The following is a 13679-nucleotide window of genomic DNA, read 5'->3' as shown; positions in this document are numbered from 1 at the left end:
CCTCTCCGATTATTTTATAAGTGTAAGATACATTAAACTAAATTTTCTGCGAAATGGCAAGCTACCTTATGTGTTGCAGTGATCGCTCGTAAAGCTGGCACTTCTGCTTTACATTTATCTGTTGCGAATGGGCAACGTGTGTGAAAGCTACAGCCAGTAGGAGGATTAAGAGGTGATGGTAGGTCACCTTTTAAAATAATGCGCTCCTTACGATGCTGCTTATCAATGACTGGTATAGAAGAAAATAGTGCTTTTGTATAAGGATGATGTGGCTGTGTGAAAAGGGAATGCTTATCAGCAATTTCTACAACCTTTCCAAGATACATCACCATAATACGGTCTGAAATATGTCGAACAACACTTAAATCGTGTGAGATAAATAAAAAGGTTAAATCTAAATCTCGTTGTAGTTGCTTCAGTAAATTGAGTATTTGAGCTTGAATGGAAACATCTAGGGCAGAAACAGACTCATCACAAATAATAATTTTAGGATTAACAGCAAGGGCTCTTGCAATGCCAATCCGCTGACGCTGACCACCAGAAAATTCATGTGGATAACGCTCTAAGTACTCAGGACGTAACCCAACAAGGGACATTAATTCGAGCATGCGTGCTTCTTGCTGCTCAGGTGGTACAATTTTTTGAATAGACATAGCCTCTGTTAACATTTTACGAATGGTTCTTCGTGGGTTAAGGGATGCATAGGGATCTTGGAAAATAATTTGAATGTCCTTGCGTGCAGCACGAAGCTCTTTTTTGTTCATATTCACTAAATTTTTACCAAATAACAATACCTCTCCAGCAGTAGGCTCATCTAATCTTAAAATAGAACGACCAGTCGTTGATTTACCACAGCCAGATTCTCCAACAATGCTGAGTGTCTCACCAGGCATGATATCGAAAGAAACACCATCCACAGCTTTTACAACTTGCTGTGGACCGAAAAGCTTTTCTTTTTTTAAGAAAAAATGCTGCTTTAAATCATTTACTTGTAATAGTGGTTGGGTGTGTTGTGCTGTTGTCATACTGTCAGCTCCTTCATAAGTGTTTCTCCTTGCCATTCATTACTGTACATCCAGCATCTTACCTTTTTTCCTTGCTCGACAGTCAAAAGTTCTGGCTGTTGGTCACGACATAAATCTGTAGCAAATGGACAACGTTCTGCATAACGGCAGCCAATTGGGTAATTATAGGGACTTGGTACAGTTCCGTGAATAGTAGATAGTTCTTCTTGGTCTTCGTATAGCTTTGGTAATGATTGAATTAATCCGTTTGTATAAGGGTGTAACGGTTTTTCAAAAAGACTTTCTGTTGTGCCTTCTTCTACAACCTGACCTGCATACATAACGGCAATCTTATCGCAAATTTCTGCTACAACACCTAGATCATGGGTAATGAAGATAATGCTCATGCCTAATTGTTTTTGCAGGTTTTGAATAATATCAATAATTTGGGCTTGAATGGTTACATCTAAAGCAGTTGTCGGTTCGTCAGCAATTAACACATCTGGTGTACAGGCTAGTGCCATGGCAATCATAATGCGTTGTCGCATCCCACCACTTAACTGATAAGGCTCCTGCTTCGCTCTTTTTTCTGGTGCAGGAATCCCAACTAGGCGAATCATATCGACAGCCTTTTGCCATGCTTCTTTACGTGATAAGCCTTGGTGCAATCGAATGGATTCAGCAATTTGCTCTCCAACGGATAATACAGGATTTAAGCTTGTCATAGGCTCTTGGAAAATCATCGATATTTTATTGCCCCGAATTTTACGTAACTCTTCATCTGAGAGCTTCAAGATGTCAGTATTATTTAATAAAATTTCGCCATTGATGATTTTACCAGGAGGCGACGGTACTAAACGAAGTAATGACAGCGAAGTCATGGATTTCCCACAACCAGATTCACCAACAATGCCCAGTGTTTCTCCTTTTTTAAGAGTAAAGGACACCCCATCTACAGCTTTGGCAACCCCTTCACTCGAATAAAAATAGGTTTGTAAATTTTTTACTTCCAACACGTTTTCTTGTTTCATCCGTTTTTCCCCTCCTTAGTTTAAATCCATTCGTTTATTAAAGAATCGATACAAAATGTCTACAAAAAGATTAATGAAAACAAATATTAATGAGGCAACAAGTACGCCACCTTGTACGACTGGTATATCACGTGTTCGAATGGCATCTACAATCATTCGTCCTAATCCGTTTACAGCGAAAACAGATTCAACTAAAACTGTTCCGCCAAGTAAACTACCAAACTGTAAGCCTACTACTGTAATAACTGGAATCAAGGCATTGCGTAATGCGTGCTTTAAAATGATGATGTACCCTTTTAAGCCTTTTGCTTTCGCTGTTCGTATATAGTCTTGATTTACAACCTCTAACATACTAGAGCGAGTCATACGAGCGACGATAGCAGCTCCACCAGCACCAAGTGTGATAGCTGGTAGAATAATATGTTTGGCACTATCCCAGCCTGCTACAGGAAGCCAGTGTAACTGTACAGAGAATACATACATTAATAAAATTCCTAACCAGAAACTTGGAAGGGAAATTCCTAATAAAGCGACAACCATTAAGCCTACATCCATAAACGAATAAGGACGGATAGCAGAGATAATACCAGCAATAAGCCCCAGAACAATGGTAATTAAAATACTATAAAAGGCTAGCTCTATTGTAATTGGTAATCGGGAGGTGATTTCCTCGAATACTGGTTGATTATTTTTTAAAGAGTTACCCATATCTCCTTGTAGAAGATTTTTAATATAGTCTGTATATTGAACTGCTAATGGTTTATTGAGCCCTAAATTCTCGCGTAATTCTGCAACTGTTTCTTGAGAAGCTCCTTCTCCTGCTAAAATAATCGCTGGGTCCCCAGGAATCATCTGCATAATTAGAAAAACAACAAGCGTTACACCAAGTGTCACAGGAATAATTTGAGCTAGTCGTTTTAAGATAAATAATGTCATGTGTCTTCTCTCCTTTAATTTTTCATTCTTGGATCTAGTGCATCGCGTAAACCATCACCAAATAAGTTAAAGCCTAATACGAGTATAGAAATCATAATACCTGGGAATAGCGCCATATAAGGAGCAGTAAATAGGAAATCACGTCCGTTCGAAAGCATGGCACCCCATTCAGGAGATGGTGGCTGAGCACCTAAACCTAAGAATGATAGACCTGCTGCAGATAGAATAGCTGTTGCTAAGCGCATGGATGCTTGTACAATAATGGGTGATAAAATATTTGGAAAAATATGCTTGATTAGAATGGTCATATCATTTGCTCCAAGAGTTTTGACTGCATCGATATATTCTAATTTTTTAACTTCCATTGTTGAGCCACGTACAATACGAGCAAACATAGGAATAGAGAAAAAACCAACAGCAATTGTGACATTGATAAGGCTTGGCCCCAATGCACTGACAATAGCTAAAGCTAGTAAAATACCCGGGAAGGCAAGCATGATATCTAAAATTCGACTAATAATAGAATCAACCCATTTGCCATAATAGCCAGAAATAAGACCTAAGAAGGTACCGATTGTACCACCGAATAAAACAGCTGAAATACCAACACCAATGGATAAACGTGATCCATATAAAATACGGCTTAAAATATCTCGCCCTTTGTCGTCTGTTCCCATTAGATGATCAAAACTTGGCCCTTGTAATTTTTGATCTAACTGTACGTCGTATGGATCATAAGGGGCTAATATGGGCCCAATCAGAAACATCAATATATATAGAAGAATGATGATGCCTCCTGCGACAGCTGCTTTATTTTTCTTGATTTTGTTTAGGAAAGAAACAAGATTCTTTTTTCTAGATGCCTTGCGTGCATTCACTAAAACAGAATGATCGATAGTAGTTGTTACTTTATTCATATCGAATACTCCTTTTCTATTTGATTTGATTTCAATTTAGTGAAAAGCGTAAAGAATGTAAATATTTTATGGCTTATTAGTCAGAAAATTTAAAAAACATGTAAATATTTTAAAAAACAAGTGAATTTTATTTCTTTATAATTCGAAATGTAAGGAACAAATCACACAAGGAGGAAATGTTGATGAAGAAAATGAAGTTGTTTTTATTCCTAGCACTAATGACTGTACTTATCCTGCAAGCATGCTCTACCGCTAGCAATAATAGTACGGAGGGTTCCAAAGAAGGATCAAAAAGCGTAGGAGGAGAATTAGTCGTTCTAAGGGCAGCAGATGCGACAAGTCTTGACCCTCATTTTATTACAGATATTCCATCAGCCAATATTATTCATGGCAAGGTATATGAAACACTTGTCGCTTTTGATAGAGATCGTAAAATTGTTCCATTACTCGCAAAAGAGTGGGAGCAAAAAGATGAAGTCACATGGACATTTACATTGAATGAAGGCATTAAATTCCATGATGGAGCAGATTTTAATGCAGAAGCTGTAAAAGCGACATTTGACCGAATTCTAGATCCTGCAACTGGATCACCACAGCGTGATAAATTATCGATGATTAATGAAGTAGTAGTAGATGATGAGTATGTTGTAACGTTGAAGTTAAAAGAACCGTATGCTCCACTTCTTTCTATTTTAGCAAGTCAAGAGGGTAGTATGATGAGCCCTAAAGCAATTGCTGAAGCAGCGGACGAATTAGCAACACATCCAGTAGGGACAGGCCCGTTTGTATTTGAATCTTGGAAATCTGGTCAAGAAATTACATTAATTTCGAATAAAGACTATTGGGGAACTGTACCGAAAGTAGATAAAGTAACATTTAAAGTTGTACCAGAGGATTCTACTCGTCTAGCAATGATTGAAAGCGGAGAAGCGCATATTGCTGAACAAGTACCTGTAACAGAGATTGATCGTATTGAAAATTCTTCAACGATGAACTTATTCCGTGCAGAAGGACTAGCGGTAGAATTTATCGGCTTCAACGTGAAAGATAAATTATTATCGGATGTAAAAGTACGTCAAGCTATTAGCTATGCTGTTGACCGTGAAGCGATTATCAGTGGTATTTATGATAACGTAGGAACACTTGCAAATTCTGCAATGAGTCCAAAAATTATTGGATATTCTAGTGAAACGAAACCGTATGACTACGATGTAGTGAAGGCAAAAGAATTATTAAAAGAAGCTGGCGTTCAAGAGGGAACAAAAGTTAAATTACTGACAAGTGATCGTAAAGAGCGTATCAATATGGCGGAGGTTATTCAATCTCAATTAAAAGGAATCGGATTAGATGTTGAAATTCAAGTAATGGAGTATGGTGCATTTATTTCTGAAATTACGAAAGAACAGCACCAAATCTTTATTAGTGGCTGGGGTAATGCTACTGGTGATGCTGATTATAACCAATATAATCTATTTCACACTGCTTCTATGGGGCCTCCAGGAAACCATTTCTACTATTCAAATCCAGAAGTAGACAAGCTAATTGAGCAAGGACGTTCTGAAGCAAACCAAGAGGCACGTAATGAAATCTACAAAAAAGCAATGCAAATCGAGTTAGATGAAGCTGTGTATATTCCAGTACGTAACTACGAGCATTTAGCGGTTTATAGTAATGCTGTAAAAGGTTTCTGGTTAGATGCATCTAACTACACAATGATCAGTGGCGTTGAAATTGTAGAGTAATCAAATTTGGTGATAGACGGAAAATACCAATTGGGAGGAAACTATGAGTAAACTATTGCTGAAAAATGTGAGATTAGAAGAAGCATATGAGCGCGAAAATGAACACATTGTTGCTACTCGTACAGGTATTTATGATGTTCTAATAGAAGATGGGCATGTTCAACAAGTAGATAAAGATATAGTGGTTGATGGAGATGTAGAAGTGATAGATGCGCAACAGCAGCTATTAGTCCCTTCATTCCGAGAGATGCATATTCATATCGATAAAACGTATTTTGGCGGGGAATGGCAGGCACCGAGGCCCATTACTAAAGGGATTTTAACACGTATTGAAGAGGAAAGAACTCTATTACCACAACAATTGCCGACAGCTGCTTATCGAGCAGAGGAAATGGTGAAGTGGCTCATTTCACAAGGGCACACACATATTCGTTCCCATTGTAATGTGGACCCACAAATTGGGACAAAGCATATTGAAATTACAAAACAGGTTTTAGCAAACTATCAAGATCAAATCACATATGAGATTGTGGCCTTCCCACAGCATGGCTTATTACGCTCCAATGTGGAGGGACTGATGCGTGAGGCAATGGCAATGGGGGCAACGCTTGTTGGTGGCGTTGATCCATCCATTGTAGATCGCAATATCGAAAAGTCATTACAAACAACAATGGGTATTGCACAAGACTATAATGCAGGGATCGATATTCATATTCACACCGCTAACACACTAGGCGAATTTGAATTTTATAAACTGATAGAGTTAACGAAACAAGCGAAAAAAGAAGGACAGGTCACGATTAGCCATGCAATGGCACTTGCTGATTTAGAACAGTCACGCTTAGAAAATTTAGTTCAAGCGATGGCTGAGGTGCAAATGGATGTTACGACAACTGTCCCAATCGATTTGAATCGTTCGACAATACCAATTCCTTATCTTTATAACAATGGTGTAAAGGTATCTGTAGGACATGATAGCTTAACAGATCATTGGTCTCCATATGGTACTGGTAATACGATTATGAAATTAAATGTCATGGCGGAGAGATTCCGTTTTATTGATGAATATTCATTAAGTCGTGCTTGGAAATATGCTTCTGGTGGTATCACACCATTGAATGATGCTGGAGAACGGGTTTGGCCTCAAGTTGGTGATAAAGCCAATATGCTGTTAGTGGATGGCGTGAGTACTGCCCATGTGATAGCAAGAAGATGTCCAATTACTACCGTCATTTCACGAGGTAAAATGATTCATCAACAGGATGTAGGAGAGTTGAAAGGAGAATTCAGATGAAGCACTGGCTTACAAATGTTCTACTTGAAACAGGAGAATATCTAAAGGAAAATGATACAGTTGGAACGAAAGTGGAGCTTTTTCACCTTGAAATTACAGATGGCTTCATTTCCCAAATTGTACCTGCAACAGAGGCAATCGATTCTCCAAATGAAGTCACAGATATGAAAGGAAAGCTGCTATTACCTGCCTTTAAGGAAATGCATAATCATTTAGATAAAACATACTTATCTTTACCGTGGAAGGCTTGTGTGCCCGTAAAGAATTTAAAGGAACGACTTGATCGGGAAGCACAAGAGCTAACCGTTCTTGCTACAACAGGTAAACAACGTGCGGCTGCAATGATTGAAAAAATCCTTAAGAACGGTGCGAATCACATTCGTACACATGTCAATATCGATCCATACATTGGATTAAAAAATTTAGAAGGTGTACTAGCGGCATTGGACGATTATAAAGATGTCGTGACATCCGAAGTCATTGCCTTTCCACAGCATGGTCTATTAAGAGATGATGTCCCTAAATTATTGCGTGAAGCTTTACGCAATGGAGCGACGATGATTGGTGGCCTAGATCCAGCGGGCATCGATAACTCGATTGAGCCTTCTCTGTATGAAGTGATGGATATTGCACAGGAATTTAATGTTGATGTCGATATTCATTTACATGATAGTGGCCATGTTGGGTTTTATACAATCGATAAATGGATAGATATTGTGGAGGATGCCAAATATCAAGGAAGAACGGCAATAAGTCATGCCTTTTCACTTGGTGATGTATCAGTCATGGAACAACATAAAATTGCAGATCGTTTAGCGCAACAACAAGTAAAAATAATGTCAACGGTGCCATTTGATTTGCGACGATTAATTCCACCGATTGAATTACTATCAGAGCACGGCGTGGATGTCCACTTTGGTTGTGACGGCTTTTATGATTCTTGGAGTCCTAATGGCTCAGGAGATATTTTAGAAAAAGCGACTACTTTTGCAGACATTTCTCGTAAACTTGACGAACGCTCTATTCGACAAACATTAAAATATATTACAAGTGGTGTCACGCCATTAGATGCAAATGGTCAGAAGGTCTGGCCGAATGTGAAAGATGAAGCAAGTTTTGTATTCTTTGACGCAGTTTCAAGCGCTGAAGTTATTGCACGTAAACCATCCAACCGAGTGGTTATGTCTAAAGGTAAGTTTATTAACTAAGTATCAATCTAAATCCCCCTTATTTAGATAACATAGCAAACTAGAAAATTTCTAGTTTGCTATACTTATGTTTTAATAGAAAAGATGAATAAAGGAAAGGAAAGTAGATTTGTCATTACTTATGTAGAAATCTCTTTATATGCAGGTGCGATAAAATATGAAGCAATTAACAATCTATATGATTTTATTTAGCTGTGTATTTTTTTGGGCCAGTAATTTCATTATTGGCTCTATTTTAATTGAACATTGGGATCCTTTAACGGTCGCCGTTTTTAGATTAATTGTCATTGTTCTATTTTTAGGGGGGATTAGTTGGAAAGCAATTTGCCAAACAACATTTACGAGAAATGATCTATTGTTATTGATCCTTGCAGGAATATTGGGCGTTTCAATTAATCACTATAGCTTTTATGCTAGTCTCCAGCATACTTCTCCTATCACTGCTGCCTTAATCTTAGCCTGTGCACCGATTGTCACATCTCTACTGAATAAAATGATTTATCATGAATCACGTAACGGCATATTTTGGCTAGGTGCGATACTTTCATTTGTTGGTGTTGGCCTCATCATTACAAAGGGGGCACTTATCACCATTTCAATCGGTAAGGGTGAGGTGCTGAGCTTAATTACAATGCTAAGCTTTGCTTTGTTCCTCATTATTGTCAATCATCTTAGTCTGAAAATGTCTGCCCAGTCGATAACGTTCTATACAAATTTAATAGGTTTACTGGTGCTTGTGCCATTTTCATTTACTATTTTGCCGCAGACGAATTGGCAAGTTGCAATGCCCTACTGGTTATTGCTCATTTTATCAGCAATTATTATTCACGGGGTGAGTAATTTAATGTGGAATCAACAAATGAAGGAGATTGGCTCAACGAATGCGTCACTGTTGTTAAACTTTGAGCCAGCTATAGCTATGCTATTAAGTGCATTATTTTTAAAACAATTCCCTACAAGTGTTCAAATATATGGTTCTTTATTAATTTTAGTAGGAATTTTGCTATGTATATATTATAAAGAAATTAAAATTTTGCTTTTGCTGAAAAGAAAAGCAAATTAAAAAATGCACTTTTCTGTACAGCATGTTAGAAATGATTTCTAGCATGCTGTTTTTCTGTAGATTGTATGTATTGTTTTTGTGCAAAAATAATATTACTTCAAAAAAATCCTCTTTTAGAATATTTCCATCATGTAGAAGCAATTGATACTGAGTTAACAGAATTTTATCTCTTATTCTTTGTATAAAAAATATATATTTGGATAATAAAAATCTTGTTGTATTGAAAGCATTTTATAAAATATTCATCCGGTGTATTGTAAATAATTTATTATTTTATTAATTTAAGTAAAATTAAATTTTTTTATAAAAAATTCTGACCATTACTAAATATAAAAATTTTGTCTATTACATTTATAAAATGCTCTTTTGTTCTATAAATTTCTATATACTACATATTTACTGTGCTTCTTTTTATGAGAGATACACATAATAATACTCCTGGTAAAATAAGACGTATACATTTATTGAATGTGAAAATATGCACAAATTTAATTATCTTAATATAATTAAATATTGTTTGAGGAATAGATCAGAAAAGTAATATTAGCTAAATGGTGTTATGTTTTTTGTAAAATAAACGTAGTTATACTTAGAGACTGTAAGGTTTGTGGGATATAACATATTAATAAAAAAGAGAAAAACTTTTTGGAGAAATAATATTTTTTAGAAAAACATCTTGCATTTGAATAATTCTAAGTGGTAAATTGTTTTACATGGACGTTCATAGAATTTTCACAGGTAGCAAAAGAGGGGAGAAATGAGAATTTATGAATAAAAATAGATGGTTAATTGCATTATCTGCAATCGCTATTCACCTTTCGATCGGTGGAGCCTATGCATACAGTGTATACAAGCTACCGATTGTCACAGAAATGGGATGGAGTGAAACAAAGGTAACGATTGCCTTTACCATTATGATGGGATTAGCTGGTTTCTCAGCTGCATTATTTGGTAGTTTAGTAGAAAAAATGGGACCACGTAAATCGGCGATGGTAGCAGCTGTCTTATTTGGAGCAGGACAAGCTGGGGCAGGTGTAGCCATTTCAATGGATTCTGTTGTTATGTATTGGTTAACGTATGGTGTTCTTAGTGGATTAGGAATGGGGATTGGCTATATTGCACCGGTATCAACACTTGTAAAATGGTTCCCAGACCGTCGTGGTCTAGCAACAGGTATGGCCGTACTTGGTTTTGGATCGGGTGCACTTATTACAGCACCAGTCGCAGCCAACTTAATGGAGGCAGTTGGCATTTCTACAACATACTTTATTCTAGGAGCAAGTTACTTCACGTTAATGATTTTAGGGGCTTCATATATAGCACCACCTAAGCCAGGTTATATGCCTGCTAATATGAAAGCGGCTGCTAATAATGGCAAGGATGTAGTTAAGAAAGATTTAGCTGTTATGTCAGCACGAGAAGCTGTTAAAACAAAGCATTTCTGGATGCTTTGGTCCATGCATTTAGTCAATGTAACGGCAGGGATTATGATGATTTCTGTTGCTTCACCAATGGCACAAGAAATTGTTGGTCTATCTGTTGCAGGTGCTGCCGCAATGGTAGGAATTATGGGGTTATTTAATGGTGGTGGCCGTTTAATTTGGGCTGCTGTGTCTGATTATATCGGTCGTTCAAACGTTTTCGTTATTTTCTTTACAGCACAGCTAATCACATTTATCGTTTTACCACATACAACTAACGTAATTATTTTCCAAGCACTTATCTTCTTAGTTGTTAGTTGCTATGGTGGTGGGTTCTCAAATCTACCTGCATTTGCAAGTGATTTATTTGGAACAAAGCAGCTTGGTGTGATACATGGTTATTTATTAACAACGTGGTCATTGGGTGGAGTTTTCGGACCATTGTTAGTAAGTGCAATCAAAAATGCGTATGGAAGCTATATTCCTGTATTCTATGTATTCGCAGGTTTAATCGCTGCTTCGTTAATTATTTCCTTAACGTTACGTGCAGATGTTCGTAAGCAAACAGCTTTAAAAGCAGCGCAAAATGTTGGAGATGTTTCTGCTACACAATAATATGAACTTTCTTACTATATAGGTGTCATTTCGTGAATGGCACTTATATAGTTATTTTTTTGAAGTGATTGTTATATAACAATCGTTATTTCTTTGTTTAATGTATAACAGCACATGTCTGATGTCAATAACATTACTGGAAATAAAGTGATTTCGTTATTAAAAGAGAAATTTTGTAACGAAATGCACAATGAGGGACAATCCGTTAAAAATTGAATCTTTTCTCAAAGATCAACGTATATAAAGTAATTAGGGAGGGATCAATCATGGGGAAATTTTCTTTAGATGAATTTGTTCATAAAACACAGCAGGACGATAATGACAATGATTATTTTGAATTGGAAACTGAACGTGTATTAGAGGTTAATCTCAACGGTGAAGTGTGGTCAAAAATGGGCGCTATGATTTCCTATACAGGTGATATTAAATTTGAACGTGAGCGCGTCTTGGAGCATGGTCTTGGTAAAATGTTTAAAAAGGCTTTAACGGGTGAAGGTACGCAATTGATGAAAGCTAGCGGAAAGGGCCGACTCTATTTAGCGGACCAAGGAAAGAAAGTAACTGTTTTTGATTTGAAAAACGACAGTATTTGTGTCAACGGCAATGATTTACTTGCCTTTGAGCCTAGTATCGAATGGGATATACGTTTGATGCGTAAAATGGCTGGCATCATGTCAGGTGGTTTATTTAATGTAACACTTCAAGGAACAGGGAAGGTTGCGATTACAACTCATTTTGAACCACTGACATTATTAGTGAAACCAGGTGAAACCGTATATACTGATCCACATGCTACTGTCGCATGGTCAGGCAACCTATCACCTGAATTTAAAACAGATATTAGCTTCCGTACATTTATCGGCCGAGGCAGTGGAGAATCCATCCAGATGGCGTTTTCTGGTGAGGGCTTTGTTATTATCCAGCCATTTGAAGAAGTGTATATGGCTAGTGAAAGCTAAAAAAGCGCGTCCGTTTTCCACGGACACGCTTTTTCTTCTATTATAATGCCGCATGCATTCCTGCAATACGTCCTGTTACGAGGGCTGAAGTGATGTTATAGCCGCCTGTATAGCCATGAATATCAAGAATTTCTCCACAAAAGAACAATCCCTCTTTTTTCTTTGAGGCCATTGTTTTTGGCTCGATTTCTTTTACAGAGACACCGCCACCTGTTACAAATGCCTTATCAAGTGACTGTGTGCCAATCACTGTTAACGTGAAGTTTACTAGTAAACGTGCTAGCTGACGAATTTTCTCTTGGGATAATTCAGCGCCTGTCAATTGAACATCAATATGTGCTCGTTCACATAAGAACAAGAGCCATCGTTCAGGTGCTATGCCTTTCCAAACATTTTTCACAGCTTTTTTCGGATCTTCTTTTATTAATTTATTTAAATATTGTAGACATGTTTCTTCATTATCATGTACCAGTGTTTGAATACGCATTGTCACGGGTTCATAGCCTGTTTTCATTAATTCTTTCACAACGAATTGACTACAACGCAAAATAGCAGGACCACTTAAACCAAAATGGGTAAAGAGCATGTCCATTTGATGGGTGACGAGTGTCTTGCCTTTTTTATTTAGCACGGAGACAGCAACATCACGCAGTGCTAGTCCTTGTAGCTCACGCGCTTGAATAAAATCTTCTTTTGAAATAACAGGGACTTCTGTTGGGAATAAGGTTGTGATTGTATGACCGGCACGTTCAGCCCAAGGATAGCCATCACCTGTTGAGCCTGTTTGTGGAACCGCCTTGCCACCAACGGCTACAACGACTGCTTGACTACGGACTTCGGTGCCGTCAGCAAGACGTACACCCAAAATTTTATCTTCATCCATTAGAAGCTTACTGACAGCTGTGTGTAAACGAACTTCAATATGAAGACGTTGTAGCTGTCTAATCAGCGCATCCACGACATCTTGTGCGCGATTGGATACAGGGAACATTCTACCGTGGTCCTCTTCCTTTAGGGCGACACCAAGCCCTTCAAAAAATGCAATTATATCTTCATTATTATAAACGGTAAAAGGACTATAGAGAAAACGACCATTACCAGGTATATGCTTCACGATTTCTTCAACAGGCAAACGATTTGTAACATTACAGCGTCCTCCGCCAGAAATGGCCAATTTCTTGCCTAGTTTTGTGCCTTTTTCTAACAATAACACTTTCTTTTTACGCTCTCCAGCAGCAATCGCCGCCATTAAACCAGATGGGCCACCACCGATCACGATTACATCATACATAGTTAGAAACTCACTTTCTGTTCAAATTAGGAATCCTTCCTATTATACATGAAGTCTATATAGAGAGGGACTTTCTTTGACATTGAAAATAATAGAAAAGTGTTTTATAATTCTTTATCTCATCTTTTGAGATGAAGAGCTTATACAGTAGAATGAAACACAATATTCTTTGTTATACAAATGGATGAATGAAAGTTT

General features: G+C 37.4%; 11 protein-coding genes. 6 read left to right on the top strand and 5 right to left on the bottom strand.

What is annotated here, in order from left to right:
• Positions 1-32 precede the first annotated feature (32 nt).
• Genes CD31_RS14130 through CD31_RS14115 form a run of 4 tightly spaced genes read right to left on the bottom strand, consistent with a single transcriptional unit; the run spans position 33 to position 3888 of the window.
• Complete coding sequence (locus CD31_RS14130; RefSeq protein ID WP_016992561.1) at positions 33-1025, bottom strand: ABC transporter ATP-binding protein; 993 nt, start codon at positions 1023-1025, stop codon at positions 33-35.
• Positions 1022-2035: an ABC transporter ATP-binding protein gene (locus CD31_RS14125; RefSeq protein WP_016992562.1), complete on the bottom strand. Its 1014-nt coding sequence runs from the start codon at positions 2033-2035 to the stop codon at positions 1022-1024. The genes CD31_RS14130 and CD31_RS14125 overlap by 4 nt, the downstream gene beginning before the upstream one ends.
• A gap of 15 nt (positions 2036-2050) precedes the next feature.
• Entirely contained in the window at positions 2051-2971 is a 921-nt protein-coding gene (nikB, locus tag CD31_RS14120; RefSeq protein WP_016992563.1) for a nickel ABC transporter permease, read from the bottom strand.
• A 14-nt stretch (positions 2972-2985) separates the two neighbouring features.
• A complete protein-coding gene (locus CD31_RS14115; RefSeq protein ID WP_016992565.1) occupies positions 2986-3888 on the bottom strand; it encodes an ABC transporter permease in 903 nt (300 codons plus the stop codon).
• A 182-nt stretch (positions 3889-4070) separates the two neighbouring features.
• Here CD31_RS14115 and CD31_RS14110 point away from each other — a divergent pair, with 182 nt between their 5' ends.
• The 6 genes from CD31_RS14110 to CD31_RS14085 all read left to right on the top strand — a co-directional run bounded on the left by CD31_RS14110 (position 4071) and on the right by CD31_RS14085 (position 12190).
• Positions 4071-5630 (top strand): glutathione ABC transporter substrate-binding protein, encoded by a 1560-nt coding sequence (locus CD31_RS14110; protein WP_016992566.1) that lies wholly within the window; start codon positions 4071-4073, stop codon positions 5628-5630.
• Positions 5631-5673: 43 nt separating this feature from the next.
• On the top strand, positions 5674-6924 hold the full coding sequence (locus CD31_RS14105) for an amidohydrolase family protein (protein ID WP_036078441.1): 1251 nt from the start codon (positions 5674-5676) through the stop codon (positions 6922-6924).
• On the top strand, positions 6921-8132 hold the full coding sequence (locus tag CD31_RS14100) for an amidohydrolase (protein WP_036078439.1): 1212 nt from the start codon (positions 6921-6923) through the stop codon (positions 8130-8132). Before CD31_RS14105 ends, CD31_RS14100 begins: the two co-directional genes overlap by 4 nt.
• 157 nt (positions 8133-8289) lie before the next feature.
• Entirely contained in the window at positions 8290-9195 is a 906-nt protein-coding gene (locus CD31_RS14095) for a DMT family transporter (RefSeq protein ID WP_036078437.1), read from the top strand.
• 767 nt (positions 9196-9962) lie between these two features.
• Entirely contained in the window at positions 9963-11231 is a 1269-nt protein-coding gene (locus CD31_RS14090; RefSeq protein ID WP_004226054.1) for an L-lactate MFS transporter, read from the top strand.
• 266 nt (positions 11232-11497) lie between these two features.
• Positions 11498-12190 (top strand): AIM24 family protein, encoded by a 693-nt coding sequence (locus tag CD31_RS14085; protein WP_016991793.1) that lies wholly within the window; start codon positions 11498-11500, stop codon positions 12188-12190.
• A 40-nt stretch (positions 12191-12230) separates the two neighbouring features.
• On the opposite strand, the gene CD31_RS14080 is transcribed toward CD31_RS14085, so the two are convergent.
• Positions 12231-13481 (bottom strand): BaiN/RdsA family NAD(P)/FAD-dependent oxidoreductase, encoded by a 1251-nt coding sequence (locus tag CD31_RS14080; protein WP_036078435.1) that lies wholly within the window; start codon positions 13479-13481, stop codon positions 12231-12233.
• Between the last annotated feature and the right edge of the window lie 198 nt (positions 13482-13679).

Source organism: Lysinibacillus boronitolerans JCM 21713 = 10a = NBRC 103108, from assembly GCF_000772935.1.
GTDB classification, from domain to species: domain Bacteria; phylum Bacillota; class Bacilli; order Bacillales_A; family Planococcaceae; genus Lysinibacillus; species Lysinibacillus boronitolerans.
The sequence above is the reverse complement of the archived record's forward strand: the minus strand, read 5'-3'. Positions and strand labels throughout refer to the sequence as shown.

Coding starts and splice junctions, on each gene's coding strand:
- CD31_RS14130 (WP_016992561.1), bottom strand. CDS start 1,025: ATGACAACAGCACAACACACCCAACCACTATTACAAGTAAATGATTTA.
- CD31_RS14125 (WP_016992562.1), bottom strand. CDS start 2,035: ATGAAACAAGAAAACGTGTTGGAAGTAAAAAATTTACAAACCTATTTT.
- nikB (WP_016992563.1), bottom strand. CDS start 2,971: ATGACATTATTTATCTTAAAACGACTAGCTCAAATTATTCCTGTGACA.
- CD31_RS14115 (WP_016992565.1), bottom strand. CDS start 3,888: ATGAATAAAGTAACAACTACTATCGATCATTCTGTTTTAGTGAATGCA.
- CD31_RS14110 (WP_016992566.1), top strand. CDS start 4,071: ATGAAGAAAATGAAGTTGTTTTTATTCCTAGCACTAATGACTGTACTT.
- CD31_RS14105 (WP_036078441.1), top strand. CDS start 5,674: ATGAGTAAACTATTGCTGAAAAATGTGAGATTAGAAGAAGCATATGAG.
- CD31_RS14100 (WP_036078439.1), top strand. CDS start 6,921: ATGAAGCACTGGCTTACAAATGTTCTACTTGAAACAGGAGAATATCTA.
- CD31_RS14095 (WP_036078437.1), top strand. CDS start 8,290: ATGAAGCAATTAACAATCTATATGATTTTATTTAGCTGTGTATTTTTT.
- CD31_RS14090 (WP_004226054.1), top strand. CDS start 9,963: ATGAATAAAAATAGATGGTTAATTGCATTATCTGCAATCGCTATTCAC.
- CD31_RS14085 (WP_016991793.1), top strand. CDS start 11,498: ATGGGGAAATTTTCTTTAGATGAATTTGTTCATAAAACACAGCAGGAC.
- CD31_RS14080 (WP_036078435.1), bottom strand. CDS start 13,481: ATGTATGATGTAATCGTGATCGGTGGTGGCCCATCTGGTTTAATGGCG.